At 53.3% G+C, this 21,994-nt stretch carries 21 protein-coding genes; 5 read left to right on the forward strand and 16 right to left on the reverse strand.

Annotated elements, in window-relative coordinates; all coding sequences use genetic code 11:
- Positions 1 to 124: 124 nt before the first annotated feature.
- Complete coding sequence (locus JNJ77_06095; protein MBL8822141.1) at positions 125 to 538, reverse strand: hypothetical protein; 414 nt, start codon at positions 536 to 538, stop codon at positions 125 to 127.
- 101 nt (positions 539 to 639) lie between these two features.
- On the opposite strand from JNJ77_06095, the gene JNJ77_06100 reads away from it, so the two are divergent.
- Both JNJ77_06100 and JNJ77_06105 read left to right on the forward strand, forming a co-directional pair.
- Positions 640 to 1,551, forward strand: a complete 912-nt coding sequence (locus tag JNJ77_06100; protein ID MBL8822142.1) for an NAD(P)-dependent oxidoreductase — start codon at positions 640 to 642, stop codon at positions 1,549 to 1,551.
- Between the two features lie 206 nt (positions 1,552 to 1,757).
- Complete coding sequence (locus JNJ77_06105; protein ID MBL8822143.1) at positions 1,758 to 2,747, forward strand: bifunctional oligoribonuclease/PAP phosphatase NrnA; 990 nt, start codon at positions 1,758 to 1,760, stop codon at positions 2,745 to 2,747.
- 34 nt (positions 2,748 to 2,781) lie between these two features.
- On the opposite strand, the gene JNJ77_06110 is transcribed toward JNJ77_06105, so the two are convergent.
- From JNJ77_06110 to JNJ77_06130, 5 genes are all read right to left on the reverse strand, one after another.
- The gene (locus JNJ77_06110; GenBank protein MBL8822144.1) at positions 2,782 to 4,629 is read right to left on the reverse strand and encodes a transketolase; all 1,848 of its coding nucleotides are present in this window, start codon (positions 4,627 to 4,629) and stop codon (positions 2,782 to 2,784) included.
- A gap of 123 nt (positions 4,630 to 4,752) precedes the next feature.
- Positions 4,753 to 5,811 (reverse strand): FAD:protein FMN transferase, encoded by a 1,059-nt coding sequence (locus JNJ77_06115; GenBank protein MBL8822145.1) that lies wholly within the window; start codon positions 5,809 to 5,811, stop codon positions 4,753 to 4,755.
- A 104-nt stretch (positions 5,812 to 5,915) separates the two neighbouring features.
- Positions 5,916 to 6,308, reverse strand: a complete 393-nt coding sequence (locus tag JNJ77_06120) for a DUF4265 domain-containing protein (GenBank protein ID MBL8822146.1) — start codon at positions 6,306 to 6,308, stop codon at positions 5,916 to 5,918.
- Between the two features lie 107 nt (positions 6,309 to 6,415).
- Complete coding sequence (locus JNJ77_06125) at positions 6,416 to 6,640, reverse strand: hypothetical protein (protein ID MBL8822147.1); 225 nt, start codon at positions 6,638 to 6,640, stop codon at positions 6,416 to 6,418.
- Positions 6,641 to 7,103: 463 nt separating this feature from the next.
- Positions 7,104 to 8,222 (reverse strand): DUF4912 domain-containing protein, encoded by a 1,119-nt coding sequence (locus JNJ77_06130; protein MBL8822148.1) that lies wholly within the window; start codon positions 8,220 to 8,222, stop codon positions 7,104 to 7,106.
- A gap of 368 nt (positions 8,223 to 8,590) precedes the next feature.
- On the opposite strand from JNJ77_06130, the gene JNJ77_06135 reads away from it, so the two are divergent.
- Both JNJ77_06135 and JNJ77_06140 read left to right on the forward strand, forming a co-directional pair.
- The gene (locus tag JNJ77_06135) at positions 8,591 to 10,492 is read left to right on the forward strand and encodes a protein kinase (GenBank protein MBL8822149.1); all 1,902 of its coding nucleotides are present in this window, start codon (positions 8,591 to 8,593) and stop codon (positions 10,490 to 10,492) included.
- A gap of 355 nt (positions 10,493 to 10,847) precedes the next feature.
- Positions 10,848 to 13,010, forward strand: coding sequence for an aspartyl protease family protein (locus tag JNJ77_06140; GenBank protein ID MBL8822150.1), 2,163 nt, complete (start codon positions 10,848 to 10,850; stop codon positions 13,008 to 13,010).
- Between the two features lie 180 nt (positions 13,011 to 13,190).
- Here JNJ77_06140 and pheS read toward each other — a convergent pair whose 3' ends face one another.
- The 5 genes from pheS to rpmI form a co-directional block, all read right to left on the reverse strand.
- Positions 13,191 to 14,210 (reverse strand): phenylalanine--tRNA ligase subunit alpha, encoded by a 1,020-nt coding sequence (gene pheS, locus JNJ77_06145; protein MBL8822151.1) that lies wholly within the window; start codon positions 14,208 to 14,210, stop codon positions 13,191 to 13,193.
- A gap of 21 nt (positions 14,211 to 14,231) precedes the next feature.
- Complete coding sequence (locus JNJ77_06150; protein MBL8822152.1) at positions 14,232 to 14,570, reverse strand: DUF5615 family PIN-like protein; 339 nt, start codon at positions 14,568 to 14,570, stop codon at positions 14,232 to 14,234.
- Positions 14,554 to 14,877 carry a DUF433 domain-containing protein gene (locus JNJ77_06155; protein ID MBL8822153.1) on the reverse strand — a complete coding sequence of 108 codons (324 nt, stop codon included), beginning with the start codon at positions 14,875 to 14,877 and terminating at the stop codon, positions 14,554 to 14,556. Before JNJ77_06155 ends, JNJ77_06150 begins: the two co-directional genes overlap by 17 nt.
- Before the next feature lie 78 nt (positions 14,878 to 14,955).
- Entirely contained in the window at positions 14,956 to 15,333 is a 378-nt protein-coding gene (rplT, locus tag JNJ77_06160) for a 50S ribosomal protein L20 (GenBank protein MBL8822154.1), read from the reverse strand.
- An 83-nt stretch (positions 15,334 to 15,416) separates the two neighbouring features.
- Positions 15,417 to 15,620 carry a 50S ribosomal protein L35 gene (gene rpmI / locus JNJ77_06165; GenBank protein ID MBL8822155.1) on the reverse strand — a complete coding sequence of 68 codons (204 nt, stop codon included), beginning with the start codon at positions 15,618 to 15,620 and terminating at the stop codon, positions 15,417 to 15,419.
- Between the two features lie 211 nt (positions 15,621 to 15,831).
- Between rpmI and JNJ77_06170 the strand changes: the two genes are divergently transcribed.
- Positions 15,832 to 16,335, forward strand: a complete 504-nt coding sequence (locus tag JNJ77_06170; protein MBL8822156.1) for a YbjN domain-containing protein — start codon at positions 15,832 to 15,834, stop codon at positions 16,333 to 16,335.
- A 2-nt stretch (positions 16,336 to 16,337) separates the two neighbouring features.
- Here JNJ77_06170 and JNJ77_06175 read toward each other — a convergent pair whose 3' ends face one another.
- From JNJ77_06175 to JNJ77_06195, 5 genes are all read right to left on the reverse strand, one after another.
- Entirely contained in the window at positions 16,338 to 17,096 is a 759-nt protein-coding gene (locus JNJ77_06175) for a prepilin-type N-terminal cleavage/methylation domain-containing protein (protein ID MBL8822157.1), read from the reverse strand.
- A 128-nt stretch (positions 17,097 to 17,224) separates the two neighbouring features.
- Positions 17,225 to 18,301, reverse strand: coding sequence for a YHS domain-containing protein (locus JNJ77_06180; GenBank protein ID MBL8822158.1), 1,077 nt, complete (start codon positions 18,299 to 18,301; stop codon positions 17,225 to 17,227).
- A gap of 23 nt (positions 18,302 to 18,324) precedes the next feature.
- Entirely contained in the window at positions 18,325 to 18,993 is a 669-nt protein-coding gene (locus JNJ77_06185; GenBank protein MBL8822159.1) for a TetR/AcrR family transcriptional regulator, read from the reverse strand.
- A gap of 79 nt (positions 18,994 to 19,072) precedes the next feature.
- Complete coding sequence (locus JNJ77_06190) at positions 19,073 to 19,627, reverse strand: NUDIX hydrolase (protein ID MBL8822160.1); 555 nt, start codon at positions 19,625 to 19,627, stop codon at positions 19,073 to 19,075.
- A 15-nt stretch (positions 19,628 to 19,642) separates the two neighbouring features.
- Complete coding sequence (locus tag JNJ77_06195; GenBank protein ID MBL8822161.1) at positions 19,643 to 21,862, reverse strand: DPP IV N-terminal domain-containing protein; 2,220 nt, start codon at positions 21,860 to 21,862, stop codon at positions 19,643 to 19,645.
- Positions 21,863 to 21,994 lie beyond the last annotated feature (132 nt).

Genomic DNA, 21,994 nt, shown 5'->3' on the forward strand with positions numbered 1-21,994 from the left:
CGTGAACCGAAAAAATCAGCACGATTGTCACATCATGCGACAGGGTCGAACATGAATTTGTTCGACCCTGCCAAGGTTCAAGGTATTTTCTCATTCATACAGTACGATGAAATAGTGCTGCACCTTAATCATCGTCTTCGTGTTCTGGATGGAAGACGACGGCGGGTTTACCTTCCTCCATCACGATTTCCATGGTGATATCGCTAGGCTTGAATTTACTCTTGAACCGATCGTGCTGCAGAACAAATTGTGAACTTTTACCCTCTTTGATGTTGTGTGCTTGAAAGGCGAGAGGCTTGTCCAGTCCTTTGAATTTCACAACGATGGTTTCTGCCTTGATGGGAGTCTCGTTCTTGGCTTTCTTGTCGAGAACATAGATAGTTGCTTTGCCTGTCTTGGCGTCCAGACACCACTCGGCATGGTGTTTGTGTTTGCCATCGCAAAAGAGTTCACCGCCATGCGGGCCATCATGTGCAACGGCATTGCCTGTCAGCAGCATCAGGCTGCACGACATCATCAGTATGCAACGCAACATCATCTTAACTCCTGCAGGAAGATAGACTTATTACGCATCCCCTCTCATCTTGTTCGTAGTGGTTCATAAGTTATCGTCAACGCACGTTGCAGAAAGGAATAGCCATGAGTTTTGGGTTAGCCCAGCCCGGCAGGACGAAAATCGGCTGGATTGGCACTGGTGTGATGGGACGCTGGATGTGCCAGCATGCGATGACTGCAGGTTTCCAAGCCACCATTTTCACCCGCACGCCAGCCAAGGCGCAGCCACTGGTAGAGCTGGGAGCCAAGCTGGCTGCATCGCCTCGTGAAGTGGCGGAACAGTCCGACATCATCTGCGGCATGGTCGGCTTTCCCAGCGATGTGCGTGAAGTGTTCCTGGGAGAGCAGGGGACGCTATCCGGCTGCAATGCTGGAAAAATCCTGGTCGACATGACCACCAGCGACCCGACGCTCGCCCGCGAGATAGCTTCTGCTGCCACTCAGAAGGGTGTAGGCTGTCTCGATGCACCAGTCAGTGGTGGCGATGTCGGCGCTCGTGAAGCCCGACTGTCCATCATGGTCGGCGGCGAACCAGCTGTATTTGAAGCTGTCAAACCGCTCTTTGAAACGATGGGGAAGACCATCGTCCTGCAAGGCCCGGCTGGCTCGGGCCAGCATACCAAGATGGTCAACCAGATTCTGATTGCCAACAATATGATTGGCGTGTGCGAAGCATTGCTTTATGCCTATCGGGCCAAGCTCGATCCTGTTACGGTGCTGCAATCGGTAGGCAGTGGAGCCGCTGCCAGTGCAGCACTGAATGTATTGTGGCCTCGCATGATCAAGCGTGATTTCGAGCCAGGCTTCTATGTGGAACACTTCATCAAGGATATGGGCATTGCCCTGGCGGAATCGGAACGGATGAACCTTTATATGCCAGGGCTGGCACTGGCTAAACAACTGTACCAGGCGGTGCAGAGCCAAGGATTTGGCCGCAAGGGTACACAGTCGCTGCTGCTGGCACTGGAAGCAATGACCGGAAGCAAGAGTTCTTGATGCCGTGCCATTTGCAGAATCATCTGCAAAAAGTAAATCTCTTGGCGCTACTTGGCAACTTGGCGGTTCATTTCTCCAATAACCGCCAAGCCGCCAAGAAGACGCCAAGGGTTGATCGATAACAGCAACTACGCACCTTGGTGCAATTCATATTCACTGTTAGTAATAGACTAATTCTTATCTTTCACCATCGAATGGAAATGCGAATGCCTCTTGATTGGACGCCTTTTATTGATTTCGTACGCGCACCGCAGCGGTTTGTCATCTCGACGCATATGCGGCCTGATGGCGATGCATTGGGGTCGGCATTGGGGCTGGCACATGCACTCAGGCATCTGGGAAAGCAGGCCCAGGTGGTGATTCCCAGCCCGCTCCCGCCTCGCTATGTCAACATCATCGCTGAAGGTGATGTGGTGATGTATGACCCAGCCCAGGAAGCCTTGCTGGCTGGAACCGAGGCGATCATCATCGTGGATACCGGCACCTGGAACCAGCTAGGCAAGTTTGGTGACTGGATGCGCAGGCAGAATGTACCCAAGTTTGTCATTGATCATCATCGCACGCAGGATGATCTGAATGCCACCCGGCTGGTGGATATCTCAGCAGAAGCGTGCGGACGACTCATTTACGATGCAGCCAGAGCGCTGAACGTGCCTTTGAATAAAGACATTGCTTCGTATTTGTTCATGGCCGTTGCCACCGATACCGGCTGGTTTCATCATCGCAATGTGCTGGCAGAAACATTCAGTCTGGCAGCAGTCCTCACTCAAGCCGGCGCTGAACCAACGCAACTCTATCAGTTGCTTTACGACACCAATTCCCTGGCCCGGCAGAAGCTGTCAGGCCATGTGTTGCACTCCCTCGATATTTCTCATGGCGGCGATGTCTGCTATGCCAGCATCACGCTGGCTGATTACCTGCGAACGGGTGCGGTGCCTCTCGACAGCGAAGACCTGGTGAACCTGACTCTGACAGTAAGCGGGGTGGATGTAGGCATCCTGTTTCTGGAGCAGCCGGTGGGTGGGACGAAGGTGAGTCTGCGCAGCCGGGGCAAGCTCGATTGCAGCAAGCTGGCAGAGAAGCTGGGAGGCGGCGGACACAGCGCCGCAGCCGGGGCGATTGTTCAGAAACCGTTGCCTGAGGTGCGCACGCTGGTGTTGGATGAAGTGAACCAGCGGCTGGATGGTTTGGGATGATCGTAGACACGATACCATCGTGTCCAACGTTTGCTTATCCAACCAAACCTTTTACTTCGCGGACGATGGCGGCGGCGTTGATGCCGGCGGCTTCGAGCATCTCTGCGGGAGAGCCTGAGCCAGGCATGGAACGTGGAGCCATCTTCAGCACAATACCGTCGATCTTGTCTTTGCCTGACAGAGCTTCCAGCACCGCATCGCCCAGACCACCTTCGGGCCAGTGATCTTCGACGACAATGATTCTGCCACACTCTTTCAGTGCCTGGACCATCGTGTTGCGATCAATGGGTTTGACCGAATAGGCATCGATGATGCGAACCGTAATGCCTTCCTTCTGCAGCAATTCATAAGCCTGCAAAGCTTCGTGCACAGTAATGCCCGCAGCTACGATGGCGACTTTATCCTGGGCAGATGATTTGATGGTTTTGCTGCCACCGATGGTAAACGTGTCCTTGTTGGTATAGAGTACCGGAGTTTTCTCGCGGGTCGTACGAATGTAACTGATGCCTTCCAGATCAGCCATCTGGTGAATGAGTTGAGCCGCTTGGTTGGGATCGCAGGGATAAAGCACGGTTGAGCCAAAGATAGCCCGCATCATGGCCAGATCTTCGAGTGCCATTTGGGAAGGGCCATCTTCACCAATGCTGACTCCGGCATGGGAACCGCTGAGCGACATGTTTGCACCGGCGATAGCTGCCATGCGAATCTGATCGTAGGCCCTGGTGAGGAACGCTGCGAACGTTGAAGCAAAGACACGGTTATCCATCACTGCCAGGCCATTGGCAACGCTTACCATGCACTGTTCCGCAATGTACATTTCGAAGAATCGCTGAGGAAATGCCTTAGCGAACACTTCGGAATAGGTGGAGTTGGAGACTTCTCCATCAACCACAACAAGATGCTGCATGCTTTGCCCCAGGGCAGCGAGTGTATCGCCGTAAGCTTTGCGGGTAGCCTCCTTGGTACCGAGGGCATAATTGGGGAGCTTGGGTGGGGACAGGGAAACTGTCTTCGGTGGCGGTGTGTTGGTGGGAGGCAGTGTGGGGAACACGCGGTTCTTCACGCCACCCAAGGCAGTGATGGCTTTCTCGGCAATGTCGGCGGGCATTGGTTTGCCATGCCAGTTTTCCTGATCTGCCACGCCGGGGATACCAGCGCCTTTGAGCGTCTTGGCAATGATACAGGTGGGGCGGTCAGTCTGCTTGCAGGCATAGTCGTAAGCACGGTCGATCGCACCAATGTCGTGACCATCAATTTCCAGGGCATGCCAGCCGAAAGCACGGGCTCGGTTGGCATACGTGGCACTGTCCCACTGCAGGTTGGTCGGCCCGCGCTGGCCAAGTCTGTTCATATCGACGACGGCGATCAGGTGATTCAGCTTGTAGGTCCATCCTTTGTCGAAGGCTTCCCAGACAGAACCTTCCGCCATCTCGCTATCGCCCAGTAGAACCCAGACACGGTTCTGAATGTGATCAATATTCTTCGTGGCCAACGCCATGCCTACACCGATGGCCAGCCCCATGCCGAGCGAACCTGTGGCTACATCAACCAGCGGCAACACGCGCGGATTGGGATGCCCCTGCAGTCGGCAACGGAACTTTCGCAGTTGCATCAGTTCGTCATCAGAAAGAGCCCCAGCTGCTTTGAACATGGAGTAGAGCAGGGGGCAGGCATGGCCTTTGCTAAAAATCAGCCGGTCGTTGGATTCACGCTTGGGATTGTTCCAGTCGAACCGCAGGTACTTGGCATGCAGCACAGCCATCAGGTCTGCTGCGGAAGTGGAAGAGGTTGGGTGGCCGGAACCTGCTGCGGTCGTACAGCGGATGCTGTCCACACGCAGTTGGGCAGCAAGGTCCTGCATATCCTGAAAGGTCGGGTACATGCTTCGCTCGAAAAGGAAGATAAGATGATAAAGTGATCTTCGGGCGAATGACCCTGCTCGGCAAGGCTGAAACGGCTGAATCTGCCTACCTCTTCAGTTATGCTCTGACATGAGAATCTGGTGCTACCTGCCTGTAGCGAGAACGATGGAATCGTTGCCATTGATGACTATGGCAACCTGCTGACCTTCCGGCAGCAAGATGGCAGAAACTTCGGGATGCCCTTGGCAAAACTGCTGTGTGCCTTCCAGCCCCATGACATAGAAGGCCGTTGACAAGGCATCAGCCATCGCTGCGGTTTCCGTGATGGCAGTTGCAGATGCAATTCCGCTGGCTGGCCAACCGGTTCGCGGATCGAGGATGTGTCCCAGTTTTTTTCCTTCGTGAACCAGGTGCTTGTAGGTAGCAGCGGAAGTTGCCAGTGCTTGATCACGCAGGTAGACACTGGCCAGGTGCGACTCGTGATTCCAGGGGTGTTCAATGTCGATTCGCCAGCCACGATCATGGCCCGGCGGTGAATGCATGGCCAGGACACTGCTCTTGCCACCGTGAAGCAAGACTGGCTGGCCACGAGCATGCTGGTCAAAGAAATGGGCAACTGCATCGAGTGCGAATCCTTTGCCGATACTGCCGAAGTTGAGTCGCAGGCCGGGCGCTTTGAAGCGGATGGTGTCGTCATTCAACTCCACGTGCTGAAACCCGCTTTGATGCAATGCAGCTTGTCGCTCAGACTCGGGTGGAACACGTTTGGGGCCTTGCACAAAGCCCCAGGCATCGATCAATGTGCCAGCGGTAATATCAAACGCGCCGCCAGTCCATCGGCTCAGTTTCTCTGCCTGCTGGATCAGGTTGTGCAGTTCCGTTGAAATACTCACGGCTTCCTGCCCCGCTCGGCGGTTCACCTCGCTGACTTCGCTGGTTTGACGGTACACTGTCAACAACTGTTCGTAACGATCCACCTCGTCAAGAGCGTCATGGATCAAGCTGGTGGCATAGGGATGACCAAAGGGCAACACGATCTCGAAAACCGTGCCCATGGCAGGGCGGGCATAGCGGACGAGGGTAATGTCATCATCTTCTTGCGAGCGCGGTGCCGTCAGGCCCACGTGAACGTCAACGAGACCAATGAGTTGTCCCGCTGATTCAGCCAGGTGGCGGGGATCAAGAAATGCTCGGCGGTGCATGATAATGCCAGTGAACGACAGGAAATCGTTCTGTCATTGTACTATCAAACGGGTACTCGCACGATCAATCTGCAACGCGAGATTTGGCACACTGCTGCGAACCGTTAGAACGTCGCCACCCATGGTGCGGGATCAAGTTCGAAACCAGGAGGAACGCACACGAACAGCAGTCCGCCGAATACACGCTCCCAGTAACCGCCCCGCTCCGTCAACTCCGCGAGCAGGTATTGACCCCACTCACCATCAATCTTTTGTGGCGACAAAACGTAGTCAAACGTTCGCCATCCTCCCGGCTCCGCGATACGGACGAACCGCAGTCGATCAACTCCGACTGGCTCAGCCTCAATAACATCCCCGAACGAAGCAGACTCAACAAAGATTGGCACGCCGTCCAGACGATACAACCGGCTATTCATCGCAGTAACTGGGACACTTACTGTCAAGCGTTCGGCGGGGAACTCGATGAGCGGTTCCTCCCTTCCAAATCGTACGGTCATCGCAACATCATCCGCCATTCACGTCTCCTTGCGGACTGACGATCAAGTTCAGCAGCCGACGGTGTCTGGTAAATCGTTGATTCAACGAGAGATTTCCCTATTCGGTGTTACACACTCCCGACAAGTGCCATCGCAGCCTCGTGATTGCGACGAAATTGCCAGACTGCCTCCAACAGTTCATCATCGCTGGCATTCCACAAATCCCGTCCATGTAAATCCAGGCACAACTCGCCCACGGCTGCGACAATCTGACCACCGCGCATTTCCGGGATGGATTCAGCCAATTCCCGCAAGGCTTCAAATAACGCCGTTTTCGATTCGTTATCACTCATGTAAAGTCCCTCACTCGAGGTGATTTTGCGCGACTTCGACGATACCGACCAATCACAACCACTGGAACTGTTTGTCCTGGAGCGAGCCTGGCAACTCGCGTTGCCCGCGTAACTCCGTCGATGATTTCCATAACACCATCAGGATCCTCGTAAACCAGAATTGGAGGCATTCCATCGCGAGACGTCCCATACTGGAGAATCTGCCTGTGCAGTTTCCACGGATCAGCACCTTGGAATCGGGTTGTCGGTAACCTTAACTCACCTGGGTCGACGTCAAGTATGATCGGCGTCATGATTTGATTTTACCATACTCTACATTAATTTGCCATTCCACCACGGCGCAGCCTTCGCAATGTGTTGCAGGGATTGGGCGCTATAAAGCGTTGTCGCGGGCAGGTTATTCGGGGAATGGCGCAAGGACATTGCATGTCTGCCGCTTACTTCCTGCGCGGCTCTGGACAATCTACTCACTGGTTTCGTGAATGAGTGGTTCGAGAGATTTCGTGTTGCGTTCCACGGCAAGAACGATGGTGCGCTCTTCCACACCATCAGCAGAGTAGGCAACTGCTGGGAGGATCTGTCGACCATCGGGCAAACTGAACCGCATGGTAAAGGTACCATCGGGACGAAGTTGAACCGGCTCGCCCTGAATCATCACTTTGGCGGTGGGTTCGGTGGCTCCATAGACAATCAGCTCCGCATCGAGACGGAAGAAGAATTTGCGTGCCTTGCTTCCGAAAGCACCAGAGCCGAGACTGGTAACCACCTGGGAACTCATCGGCCGACGCAGCCGTTCTTCAAACAGTTTGCGAAGCTCGAAACTGCTGGTGTTTTTGTCGTAGCCGCCGGAAAGAGCGTAAATCTTATCGAGCTTCTGCTGGACATCGGCCCAGTTTTCATCGAGTTGATCGCTCACATTGGGCCGGGGGGTATTGATCACATTGGAACGACACATCATGTAGAAACGGCCTGAGCGGGTGTAATAGCCGATGTCAACGCGGTAGGTGCGGTTGGGCTTGTTGACATCGATGTACCAGTTGTTGCATCCTTCATAGATGTCGATGTCGCGCACAATCGTTTCAGTGACGCTGCTCGATTCTTCACTGGTGATATCAAGCACGCGCAGAATGGGCTTGGCGCCATGCCATTCCTGTTCGAGAGCCGCTTCGGCACGTCGGATGGAATGCTCGGTGATTTCCCAGTAGACATGCAGCCAGAAAGGATCACGCACCATGACGACGATCCGGTCGCGACCATAGGTGCGGGGCAGATCAGGCAGCTTGTCGGGAACCTGCTTGGGCCCATCGACGAGGAACTTGCTGGAACCCACATTACCTACTGCAATATCTTCGAGCGTGGTATCACGCCGGGCGGCTTTCTGTCTGACTGCGGGTTTTACAGCAGGCTTCAAAACAGATTTACCAGGCTTAGCTGAGACCTTGGATACTGGTTTAGTTGCAGTTTTGGCCACGACTTTGCTGCGGCTGGGCTTCTTAGGGGAAGCAGAGCGGGCAGCATCGCGCGATCTGGACGATTTTGCCAATGTTGCCTTGGCTCGTTTGGAAACACGCTTGCTGGTCATAGAGCATACCGCAGTAACTGGGGGTGGGTTCGAGACGTAACTGGTGAACGAGTCTTGAGTTACGATAAATTATCGCTTGTCAAGCACCTGAATGGAATAAATCCATTTTCTTGCTTGACACTACTTTTATAACTGTTCCGCGCAATGAAAGTCAATGGAACTCGCCTGAATTTCGTGCTTTCCCGGCGTTTTCTGTAATGTTGTAACGGTTTAGCAAGGGACAGAAACAGGGCGAGGTAATGAGATAAGATGATCTTCAGAGAGTACTTCGCTTTCATAAGTCACTCAGCGTTTTTGCATTGTGCGTTGCACATGGGGAAGTCATCAGCTACTGTTAGGTAGTAGCTTCCGGTTCGCCGGAAGTTCGATTGTCAGCATCACTCCAGGCAAACGCCCAAATGCCTCCACCTGCAACTTCGGATAAGAACGATCTTTTTGCCCAATATCAGATCCTGGAAGATCTGGGAGACTTTCCCAATTACAGCTTGTTCCGGGTGAAGGCCCCTAATGGCACCATCAAGCTCTGGAAGAAAGTCGATCTGCAATTCAGCGCCAACAGCATCGAAACGCGATTGCTGCCTGTCATCGAACGAGTCACGCATCCCAATCTCAATGCGGTCAGCAACAGCTTTCATTTTCCCGATAAGGGATTGCTGTTTGTCGAAAGCGAATTTCCTGTCAAAACACTCAGACATCGACTGGAAGAAATACGGAATACCAAAACGGTAGGCACCGCGGCAGGTGGCATCCCGGTCAACGAGTTGTTCAGCTACATTGTTCAAGTTGCAGAAGCGATCGATTATCTCAACACGCCACATCATCCCTATCAGGGCAAGAAGATTGCGATTTACCACCGGGCGCTGTCGCCCGATTCCCTGCATCTTTTCGAAGAGAAAGGGAAGATCATCTGCAAACTGGGCGACTTCGGATTAGCCAAGCCGATCATCGATTCTCCCGATGCTGCCCGGCATTCACTCGGCCTGACCAACTATGATTACTCGCCGCCTGAGTTTGATGAAGGGCTGACGACCAGCACCAGTGATCAGTATTCGCTGGCAACCACCTACTGTGAACTGCGCACAGGCAAACTGCCTTTCTCCGGCACGCTACTCCAGAAACTGCAGGCGCAATTGTCAGGCAACCCCGATCTGAGCCTTCTGGAACCAGCCGAACGGCCCATTGTTTCGCGGGCGCTCAGTCGTGAACCAACTGCCCGTTTCCCGACTTGCCGGGAATTTGTCAGGCAACTGCAGCAGGCGCTGGGTGGCGTGGTCTCGGTACCGATGCTTGCTCCCAGCCCGGCCAAGGGCGCTGCTGGCGAAACCACTGCAACCGGTGCGTTCTTTACCAACAACACTCAATCAGGCTGGGCGCTCTCGAGCAAACCGGTAGGGCGCAGTGGCGGAGCCTTGTTCAATATCTCCACGAGCAAGGAACCGAAAGCTCCCGCGAAGCAGGAACCTTTGCCACCCGTACCATCCATCTCCAAGCCAGCCGCGGCGCCGGTAGTTCCCCCACCGCCTAAAGTAGCACCTGCTGCGCCAGCTCCGGTGCTGCCGCCACCACTACCCACGGCACGGCCCAAGCGGGAAACGGCACCAGCGTTTGAAATGAAAATGGACGCTGTCGCCGAGAAAAAGCCGGAGAAAAAACCTGTTGTTGCTGACGACAATTACGATGAGATTAACCAGTGGAAACCCGGTTCAGTTTCCGTGGGGCCCACCAAGCCACCTGTCAAGGAAGAGAAGCAACCGAAGCCGAGTTCACAGCAGGATATCAAGATCACGCCTCCTCCCGCGGTGGTGCGTAAGGAATCGATCAGCCATAAAGCGAAAGAAACACTCGAATTGATCAAACGCCGACAGACTGGTGCAGCGGAACCGGAAGAACCGCGAAGCAAAGCGCCTGCTCAGGGCGGAAAGATGTTTGGTGGCGTGTCACGGGATACCAATGCCCCAGCATTCAATGAGAGTGATGCAGGGCAGGCCACCCGCCGGGGTTCCACGCAGAACATGGGCATCCCGCTGCCACCCCGCATGCCACAGCCAACGCAGGCTGCCACGCCTTCCCGGCAGTCTTCACCTGTTCCGTTGCCACGAAGGCATTCTGCACCGCCGACACCAGCTCAACCCGTGCAGGTAACTCAGGCATCGCTGGGGGAAGATGCCCCCGTGGTCAAGTCCAACTTCATGTCGCTCATGACGATGATCATGGTCAGCATCCTGGCATTCTGCATTGGGATGATTGTGCTGTTTTACCTGGCGAAGTAGTAACAAGAACTGCTCCAGAAATGGCGGATGTCGTTCAAGGTTGGCGACAATTCTTTCGGCAAGCGTGTTCTGGTAGTACTGGAATTAGAAAAATGTAATCTACTACTTTTCCAATTTCGTTTGTGAAGCAAACACGAACCTTGTGAAGCTTTAAGCCAAAGCTTAGTGAGAAACTCTAGCGTTCTCATGATTTCCATCAATTGATGTCGAATCAGTGGTACCCAATCTGTCATAGAATGCGAGTGAACCATAATAAGATAATAATATCTTTTATTCTAATATAATGGCGGATAGTCTCCCTTAATCCGACTACTCTTCCTGAGCACCCTCTTTCGTCGAGATTCCGAAAGCAACCATGAAATCACGATCACGCCTTCGATTGCACGTGGAAGCCCTGGAACATCGGGAACTGCCAGCCACCAATCTGCTCGTGCCTCTCGATCCCTTGCGTGACATTTCGGGCAAGCAAATCCTCACTGTTCAGCGGTATACGGGGACGGAGCTGGAAAGCACTTTCTGGGGGCCTGTCAACGCTTTCGCAGTGTTCGACACCGGCTCACCCACGGTGTCGTTTGGTTATTATTCCAATGAACAGCTTCTGAACCAGGATGGCGATATTATCCCGATCAAGGTGCCACTGGGTTCCGTAGCGGATGCCATAGGTGGTCGGCTGTTTTCCGATATCGGCTTTGGGGGCACCATCAGTAATGATGGCCTGCACGCCCTGCAGCTTACCTGGGACTTCGACTTTGATCTGCGTCCCACCTTTGGTGCTGATTTTACATTGCCCACCGCCCAGCATCAGGCAAATGTACATCCGATCTCCACTCCGCTGGCCAATGGCGAACTCGATAACCCCAACTTTCACTTGCCCACCCTGGCTGGTACGCCACTGCTTGCCCCATCCGCAGCTGCCCCGGGCGGACGTGCTGCCCTCATCACCTTCGATGGCGCTCAACTCGATTTTACTCAGATTCAAAACAGGGATGTGGATGGCGATGGCGTTCCTGACCATGGGGATGACCCCGCCTGGATCATCACACTGCCTGACCTTGAATACGTCGATTCCAACACAACACCGACTGCACCTGATGGCAGCAGTCCGGTCGTCTACATTCCTTTGACCCTTAATGGGCCAACCAATGTCGGCACCATTGGTGAAGTCGCCTCTGTTGCACCCGTTCCCACCCAAAACGCCGTCGTACTCTCGTTTGGCAGCACGACTGTGGCTCAGCAGCGATTCCTGGTCGATACCGGTTCGCAAGTCAGTACCATTTCCACGGCACTGGCTCAGTCCCTGGGTCTGGATCTGTCCCAGCCTGGCTTCACCACCACCATCGTAGGCGCGGGCGGCGTTACTGAAGATGTGCCAGGGTACATTCTCGATGAACTGACTTTACCCACCAGCGACGGTGGAACCATCACCTGGACACAGGTGCCTGTGCACGTGATTGATGTACCTGGTGGCTATGCAGGCGTTCTTGGCACCAACATTCTGAACACCGCATCAATAGCCAGCTACGATCCATACCGTTCGGATGGCGCATCGCTGGGCCTCTCCTTCTGGACCAATCGGCCTGATGATCCTGCACCACGCTCCTGGGCTTTCTCACTGACGCTGGAGTTGGCTGGGTTAATCGCGATGGTCGATTTCCCGCAAGGATTTTTGATGCCGGGCGCTCGTTTCTCGACGGGCCAGGTCACCGGGCAGGTTTTCCAGGACGACAACAGAAATGGCAGCCTTGATACCAATGAGTCGGCATTACCATATTCCGTCGTCTATGCTGATTTGAACAACAATCTCCTTCGCGATAGTAACGAACCCTTCGCCAACAGTGGTGGCACCGGTTTCTACAGCCTCTCTGGCCTGCCCACTAACAAGGCCAGCACCATTCGTATGGAATTGTATCAGGGGCTGGGTTCCACTCCTCGAAGCGTTACACCTCGAAGTGGGCAATCTTCTATCCAGCTCAATTTTGGTGCGACTACACCTCCACCCCAGGTTGCTACGGTCACGGTGAATAACGGTGATGCCCAGCGATCCATGGTGACGAGTATCACGCTGACTTTCAATCAGGAAGTACGAATACTGTCTGATGCGTTCAGCCTCTTTCGCAAAGGCAGCAAGTCTTCGCTGCCTCTGCATGCAGTGACCACTTCCGAAGGTGGAATCACCACAGTCACTCTCAGCTTCCCCGGCAACAGTTCCCGCACCAACTCTCTGCGTGATGGCGACTATCAACTCGTGGCACGCAGCAACCGCATCACTGGCTTGGATGGACGCACGCTGGATGGCAATAGTAATTTCATAAGTGGCGACAACTACTCATATCGTTTCCATCGCTTATTCGGCGATGTAAACGGCGATCATCGCGTCAACCAGACCGACTATGTCCAATTCCGCCAGGCTATGAGTGATGGCTACTTCTCTGAACTGGTTCGCATCTTCGATTCCAATGGCAACAAACGAATCGACGTCAGCGATTATTTGGTCTTCCTGTTGAATCGCACCCGATAGGGATGAGTTGATTTGAAATAACTACTCATCGTATTACTGCTTTGCAAAAGCTGTCCGGAATTCTGAAGCAGTTTCACCAGTTTTTATCGCCCATTGGTCATCTAACGATTTCATATGTATCTGGCTCGACAACATTGATTCATTCTAAGCCTTTGGTTTTGTTTCTCCTGTGATTACACCTTAAAACTGCTCCAGAAACGCCAGATCATTGCTCCAGAAATGGCGGATATCATTGATGCCGTGCAGCAGCATGGCAATGCGTTGTGGCCCCAGGCCGAAGGCGAAGCCGGTGAAGCGTTCGGGGTCGTATCCGCCGTTCTGCAACACAGTGGGGTGGATCATGCCTGCACCCATGATTTCGAGCCAGCCGGTGCCCTTGGTGAGCCGTTCGCTGGCTTCATCGACGACAGGCCAACTGACATCGACTTCGATGCTCGGCTCGGTGAACGGGAAGTAACTGGAACGAAACCGTATCTCCCGTTCCTGGCCGAAGAGTCTACGGACGAAGCTGAGAATGGTGCCTTTCAGATCAGCCATGGTGATGTGGGTGCCGATGGCAAGCCCTTCGACCTGTTGAAACTGAATCTCGCTGCGGGTGCTGATCTGTTCATAGCGATAGCACATGCCGGGGAGCACCACGCGAATGGGGTTCGGGCAGTACTTCTTCATGGCATGAATCTGCCCGGGCGAAGTGTGCGTTCGCAGAATGACGCCGGGCGTTTTGGTAAAGAAGGTGTCCCACATGTCGCGGGCTGGGTGTTCCGCAGGCATGTTGAGCAGTTCGAAGTTGTTCTCGTCGGTTTCCACTTCGCGGCTCTGGAATACCTGGAAGCCCATATCAGCGAAGATGCTGAGGATGCGACGCATGGTCTGGGTGGCAGGGTGCAAGCGGCCTTGCACAACAGGCCGGCCGGGCAGGGTGACATCAACGATGTCGGTTGCCAGACTCTTTTCGAGTGCAGCTTGAGCGAGTTCTTTTGCTTTGATTTCTTCAGCAGCGACCAAGGCTTGTTTGACCACATTGATAGCCTGGCCATAAGCCGGACGCTCTGCAGCGGGTAATGCGCCGAGCTTTTTCATCGCTTCGGTGAGCAGGCCGGTTTTGCCCTGGTACTTGGACGACCATGCACGCAAGGCAGCCTCATCCGAGCAGGCAGCCAGTTCAGCGAGAGCGGTGTTTTGGAGTTCGGTGGGGGACATTTTACTTTGTACGCTCGAGAGTTATATGAATTCGATGTTGTTATGCATTTCGGCAGCATCCAGAACTTCCCATATCAAAGCTAAACCATGAATGATCTGGCCCACTGAACGGGATTGAAGTTCGCAGAATGCAACGCCTGCATGGTTTTCAGCACGGGACGCAAGTACCAGAATATCATCATCATGTGAAAAGATCACTCTGCCCGTTTCCTGTGCATAAGCGAATTGTGCTTCATCGGTTGCTGACAAAAGGTTGGCATCCATTACGGTATACACGTCTATACCACGTCGTCTCAGGCCTGCTACCGCAGGATATCGATGAACATTTTCATCCAGGTAGAACTTAACCGTTCGAGCCACGATGATTTGCCATTTTTCTCTGTAGAGCTGAAGAGCCTTGTGCCAGCTTCAGTTTTTCGACCAAGTCCTGTGTTGATTGCATATGCTGGTCGATTTCTTCTTTGTGATCCCAGTAGAAAGCCAACGCAGCATAGACTTTGGCAGGAGTAAGCTGAGGATAACCTTCTACGATTTCATCAACTCCCAACCCCTGAAGCTCATGCAGGACAAAAATATCCTGCACCCGTATTCGAGTGCCTGCAATGCACGGTTTGCCACCACAGATGGCGGGATCAATCGAAATGTACTCGGTCATTAAGGAAGACACGTTCTCAACCCTTAAACACAAAGAGTGCCGACCTGAAGGCCGACACTCTTTAAGATACACAAATTCGCGTGACGTTCACTAGCCCGCTTTTTTCGCGGTGGCAGCAGGGGCAAACTGCTTGGCAAGCGTCACCAACTGATCAAAGCTGGCAGGATCGTGAATGGCGATCTCGCTGAGCATCTTGCGGTCGAGTTCCACGCCTGCACGCTGCAGCCCGGCAATGAACTGGCTATAGGCCATGCCCCGCATACGAGCAGCGGCATTGATACGCATGGTCCAGAGTTGGCGGAAGAGGCGTTTGCGCTGGCGACGATCACGGTAGGCAAAAGCACCGGCACGGGTTACGGTGGTGCGCATCTGCCGATACAGATTGCCTCGGCTTAAATAATACCCTTTGGCCAGCTTGCGGAGCCTGGCACGTCGGCGAAGGACAGTTTTGCCACTACGGGCACGCATGACATTATCTCCGGCTCGACGCTATATCCCGCGTCTGATTTTATCGATAGCCTGCTATCAGCTTCTTGCTGCCAGCGAATTGCTTAATGATTTCCCTGGGTGATCGCCTTGACGATCTTCTTGGCTTCGGTGGTATTGAGCGTAACCGCCTTATCCAGTTTCTGCTTATGGCTGCCCGACATGTGGGCGTTGAGGTGACGACGGCCTTCCCGGCGGAATTTCAGTTTCCCGGTAGCAGTCACCTTGAAGCGGCGTTTGCTCGCTTTATGAGTCTTCATCTTCGGCATGGGTCGCCTGCAATGCAAGAAATACGCCTTATTCTCTAAATAAAGCGTGGTCTGTAACATTAGGGTTCGCAGCCCTGCCCGGCAAGTGTTTCGCCGGAATAATGTGTTTTCGGCTGTCAAGGCTGGAAAATGAGCCACTTTTCAGCCCGTCTTCCACTCCGACTCGCTCAGCGCGTACAATACTCCAGATTAACCTTTCGGGATGATTGACATGGGACAGATCTTCAATGCGGTGGTGGATTTCCTGACAGATGACGGCTGGAAATACACCATTTTAGAAGAAGATCAGGACCTGCTGGCCCTCACCCTCTCTTTCAAGGGACGCAACGGCTCCTGGCAGTGCTTTGCGATTGTGGATGAAGAAAAGCACTGGTTGCGTTTTTATTCGATTCTGCCTGTCCATGTTTCGGAAGACAAACGTCACGAGGCAGCCGAGTTCATCACCCGTGCGAACTATGGCCTGATGCTTGGCAACTACGAGATGGATTTTAACGATGGTGAAGTGCGGTTCAAAACCAGTGTGGATGCCGAGGGTGGCGAACTGACCAAGCCGATGATTGACAACCTGCTGCGATCCAATCTGATCAGTATGGATCGCTATTTTCCGGGAATGATGGCGGTGCTCTACAGCGACCGGACACCAGCTGACATCTACGAAGATATTGCCAACAATGAAGTGGCTGACGACCGCAGCAGTCTGGAAGAAGATGGGTAGTATTATTGTTGTGGCATCAGGAACTGATGCCCGGCATCGATCCAGTTCTTGATCATGTCGGCGGGGACCGATTCGACGTGACCATCAGCGTAGAAATAGTTGGATCGACCAGGCATGGCCTCCCCATAAAGAGGAAAACGATCGGGCTGGATGCCGAGCCTGCCGGTGGTTCGCTGCCAGGCAGTAGCCTTTGGAATCAGCCAACCTTGCGGGAAGATGTAGCCGGGGCCAGGCACACCCGCATGCGGACTGACCGGAAGAATGGCCAAGGCCCGTGACAGGCTGGTGCAATCGCTCAGGCGTTCACAGCTCAACTGCTTGCCGGTAACTGAATCGGTGATACTGGTGCTGAAATAGGGATTGAGTACATAACTGGAACAGAACCTGTTGGGATTAGCCGACAGGTATTTTCGTCGCTCCTCCTTTAATGGATCGGCTGGGCTGATCAGGGCATCATTAAGTTCCCCATAACTGCTGAGCTTGTGAATCCAGCGGTCAAAGGGATCGGACCCGCGATGGTTCACTGGCCTGCCCTGATGCGCCTTGGCATAGGCCAGCCAGGCATGTCCCAGCACACGCAACTGATTTTTCTCTTCCTGATCATCCGCGAGCAGGCGCAGCTTCATGATGGCAGGCAGCAGGAGCGCCAGCAAAATGCCAATAATGGCAATAATCACCAGAAGTTCAACCAGCGTCAGAGCACGTCGATGCTGGCGGCAATAAATCATTTCTGCTCGCTGCACGAAAGAATCAAAAAACATCCGTTATTGCAATAAACTCATTCCCTGAGCATATATTAGGGTATCTTGGTAAACCCTATCAGGTCAAGTAGCAAAATAAAAGAGCCTGGCAAATTTGTGTGCCAGGCACTTGCCGCTTCATTTGTGCTTTATTTCGGCAACTCAAATTGTGCCTGACTTAGAGGCTGTAAAACAACTTTATCCAAGTGTACCACCGGGCTGGTAATCTCCTTGCCGTTAAAGAATTGTGCTCTCTTAAATGGTACTACCAGGCCTTCCACATCCTTGAAATCACCGAATTTGACCAGGTTTATCCCATTGGTTCCTTTTCGAGCCAGGTAGGATAGCTGCAGGATGCGCCCCGAATCTGGATCAATAAACCAGGTGGTGGTGGCACCCTGATAGGCAACATCAAGCTTTTCCAAAGGCTTGCCATCCACCTCGGTAACTCCATTAGCTACGGCAACAAATCCTTTAGCCTGACGATTACGCAGCATGGCCAGTGGCTCACGCAGTGCCTGTCGCTGGGCCACTGCTGTCACCGGTGCATCCAGCTTCCATGCATCCTTGCCAGCAAACTGATAGCCTTTCGATCCATTGAAACCCTGACCATAGGCTGTCGTAAACTTTTCTTCAAAACGGTACTTATCGGGAAAGCTCCATGCTGTGGTGTAGTGCCCGACAAGCTCTTTGCCATTCTGTTTGTAGATATGCCTGCAATGGGTTTCGTAACCTTGGATTGCATCAACCTTGTTGGCACCGCCAAATCCTTCGAGCACTTTGCTCACTAAAACTTTCCCCTGTTCCAATTGCTCTGGTGTGCCTGTTGGAACCATATTGGGTTTCTCGATGTATTGCTCCGGGTCTTTCTTGAATGCATTGCGGCACATCTCCGATGCAAAGACATAGATGCGTCCATCATGGACATAGAATCGGTCAGGGCTGCCCATACCGGTGAATGGCCCCATTTTCCCGCAGGCGCCACCAAACTGGATGCCTCGTTCCACTGGCTGTTTGTCAAAGGCAGCTTTATTTTCTTCCGAGGCAAAGCGATAACGGAACAAGCCATGCGTTGATTCGAGCCCTTCCTTGCCTTGCACTTCCTTTCCTGCTGCCAGTTCGATGGGATCGAGTCCTTTCAGTGCGAGTTTAGGCACGGGTGTTTCTGCTTGGATGCTGGCGAGGAACACCAGCGAGCAAGTTAGACTCAGAACGAAGTGACGCATGACAAACTCCAGATGGAAGAGGATTATTTCTTGAGTGAGGACTGGTGCTTTTTGGAAGCGGGCTTACTGCCCCATTCGGTAGCTGCCGATTGGAGCCGATCAAAGTAGTCACGCAGCCTGTCGATTGCCTGGTCATAGCATTCGATCGTTCGATAAGTGCGGGCCAGCATGACAGCGCCTTCCATCACGGTCAGCACAAAATGAGCCATGTCGCCGGGCTTTGATTCTTCAGGCAACTTGTGGCGGGCTTCTTCCAGGCAACCTTTGACTGCATTTTTCCAATTGTCGAAATTCTCCGCCAGAAGCTGGCGAACGCGGGGATGGCTTTTGGAAAGCTCGAGAGCCAGGTTGCCAATGGGACAACCCATTTGGAATTCACAGACCAGAAGCAGATTGCGGTAGCCATCAAGGATGCCGAACATGCGTTCGAGGGGATCATCGAGCCGATCAAAGACGGGCTGCACCACTTCAGGCCAGAACATCTTCTTGCGCCATTCAAGCGTTGCCAGCAGCAAATCTTCCTTAGTGGGGAAGTAATAGTACAAGCTGCCTCGCAGGATATCCGCAGCTTCGAGAATTTGGGCGATGCCGGTGGCACCATAGCCCTGCTTGAGGAACAGATCAGCAGCAACTTCGATGATGTGTTCACGCACATCGGGAGTGTTTTCAGATGATGAAGTCTTCTCGGACATGACAACCCAGCTTCTTGACTGACCGGTCAAATTATGGCATTGTCGTTTCTTATTGTCAACGATTTTCCCTGTTTTTTGATTATTTTCCCAGCCAGCGGGCTACTTTCAGGATCAGGGCCATGCTCGGAGCATGGGTGATTACCCCCGCCATCACCTGTTCCACTACTTCCTCAAAAGGCAGCACGATGTGTTCAATTTGTTCGGTGCCTTCGGGAGCTATATCAAACTGTTTCAACTGACGCGCCAGATACAACTGTGTTGGCGACAGTATCGAAGCAGTAAACGGATCAAGGCGACCCAGATCAATCCATTCGCTGGCTTCCAGCCCAAGCTCTTCCCGCAATTCACGCTGTGCCGCCTGCAAAGCAGGCTCATCATCATCCCTGCCGCCACTCACGCACTCCAGGGTTGTCTCGCCCACAGCATAGTGAAATTCCCGGGTCAGGTGGGCATCGTTATTCTCATCTATTGCCAGTACACAAACACCTGGCTTGATATGCACCACGGCATACGTTCCCGGCTGGCCATCAGGCCGGGTCACTTCATCCCGTTGAACTTTGACCCAGGGATCGCGGTAGACCCAAGCCCTCGACTTGATGAACCATGGTCCATGTTGCTGATTGATTTTCTGCATAATACCTTCCCTGGTTTATTTGCTCCGTGGCTCAACTCCATGCAGATGCCTGACGAAAAAGTCAGCGCGTCGGCGCGACATGTAGGGTGATTCCGCAGCGCCGTGCGGCCCGCCAGGCACCACGACCAAATCGAAGTCCTTGTTCGCCTTGATCAAGGCATTGACCACCTGCATGGTCGAAGCGGGGTCAACATTGCGATCCATTTCACCCACGATCAACATTAACTTTCCCTGCAGGCGATGTGCCTGGGTGACATTCGACTGTTCTGCATAGTGTGCTCCGATCGGCCAGCTCATCCAGAGTTCGTTCCACCAGATTTTATCCATGCGGTTGTCGTGACAGCCACAGTCTGCCACGCCAACATGATAGAATTCGGGATGCATGAGCAGGCCACGCATGGCATTCTGCCCGCCTGCCGACCCGCCGTAAATCCCAACCCTGGTTAAATCCATGTAGGGATACTTCTCAGCAGCAGCTTTAATCCAGAGCATACGGTCCGGGAAGCCTGCATCGCCGAGGTTCTTCCAGCAGACATCGTGAAAAGCCTTGGAACGATTGGATGTGCCCATGCCATCGATCTGTACAACGATGAAACCCAGTTCAGCCATTGCCTGTACGCGATGAACGGTGCGGAAGTCTTTCGGCACAAACGAATCCTGTGGCCCAGCATAAATGTATTCGATGACTGGATACTTTTTCGTTGGCGAAAAGTTACTGGGCCGATGGATGACTCCATAAATATTCGTGATGCCATCACGCCCTTTTGCGACAAATCGCTCTGGTGGCCTCCAACCCTTGCTTTTCAACCTGGTAATGTCGCCTTCTTCCACAGGCAGGAGCAGTTTCCCATCTTGCGTTGATCGGATGACGGTCGCCGGTGCTTTGTCAACTCGCGACCAGGTATCGACGAAATACTCTCCTGTGGGAGAGAATTCGGTGGTATGTGTACCATCGTCGGTTGTCAGAATTTTCAGATCGTTACCATCGTAATTGACTCTAGCTAGATGCAGGTAATAGGGATCCTGTTCAGCATACACGCCGCTGCAGGTAAACCAGATTTGTCGCTTGTCATCATCAACTTTGACCACGCGGCGGACGACCCAGTTGCCTCGAGTTATCTGGTTCTTTACTTCCCGCCGTTCCGTGTCGATGAGGTAAAGGTGGTTCCAGCCATCCCGTTCGGACATCCAGATGGCCTCACGCTTATCCTTCACGGGGTGCAGGAGAAATTTACCTGCATAGTCAACAAACGTTTTGCTCTGCTCATCAATGACGCATTGGGCGTAACCGGTGTCAGCATCGACCGCAAGCCATCGAAGTACCTGATGTCCGCGCTGGTTATAGAGGAAGGTAAACCGTGCGCTGTCCTTGCTCCATGCATACTGTGATAATGCATAAGGATTGGTGAACAGCTTATCACTCACCTTGATGAGATGCCTGGTGGGAATATCTGCCAGCACTAATGTGGTCTTTGCCAGTTCATCGCCCGGCTTCAGATAGTTCATCTCGTGCAACTTGGGTTGCAACTGATCGCGAGGTGATGATTCAATCAGGTACACTTTGCGTTCCTGGGCTGGCTTCACTCTGAACAACATGACCTTGCGGCTGTGAGGCGCCCAATAGAAGCGTTCGACATAGGGTTCAGCAGCGGTGCCATCTTTCGTCAGTTGTTCTGTTTTGTCTGACTGCTGATGTGTCAGAAAAACATTGTTGTCTTTGACAAAGAGCCGCCACTGCCTGTCCGACGAGATGCGCTGAACGAATTCGCGTTGTCGCTGCAATGGCACACGGCCTGGCGTGCCAGTTCCCGGAGTGCGTGTCAGGGTGCTGTTCCAGCGATCGTACTTCCAGCGTGTGCCATCGATGCGGAAAAAAAACTCGGCAGGGTTTTCACCCAGTTCCACTTCACTGAAAGGCAATTGATCTGGTTCAACCGGTTTCTTGAGCTGGATAGCCAGATCGGCCGCCAGGCGGACGTGATCGAACGCATCCACACGGGTTTTATTACGGACATCTACCCGCAAGAACCTCTGCTTGCCCGCAGGCAACTGTTGTCGATAAACAAACTGCTGACCATCGGTTTGCCAGACAATGCGAGGTCTGATGTTCAGAGCTTCGCCCTGATAGCGTTCATTGAGGGAAGTCGCTCGCTCGTAATCTGCCTTGGTGCCTTGACCCTGCACGCTCACAGCCAGCAAACACCACACACACCATGCCAGACAGCCGTGTTTCATTGCTTTACTTCTCCCGGGCTTAGTTACTATGGTGTCAACCTCACCCACTCAGGGAAAGCAGAATCTGGCACAGGAGAGAATTCTCATGACAGAGGCAATCGGAATCTGACGGCTGTATGGCTATAGAATGGG

It is taken from the genome of Planctomycetia bacterium (assembly GCA_016795155.1).
Classification (GTDB): Bacteria; Planctomycetota; Planctomycetia; order Gemmatales; family HRBIN36; genus JAEUIE01.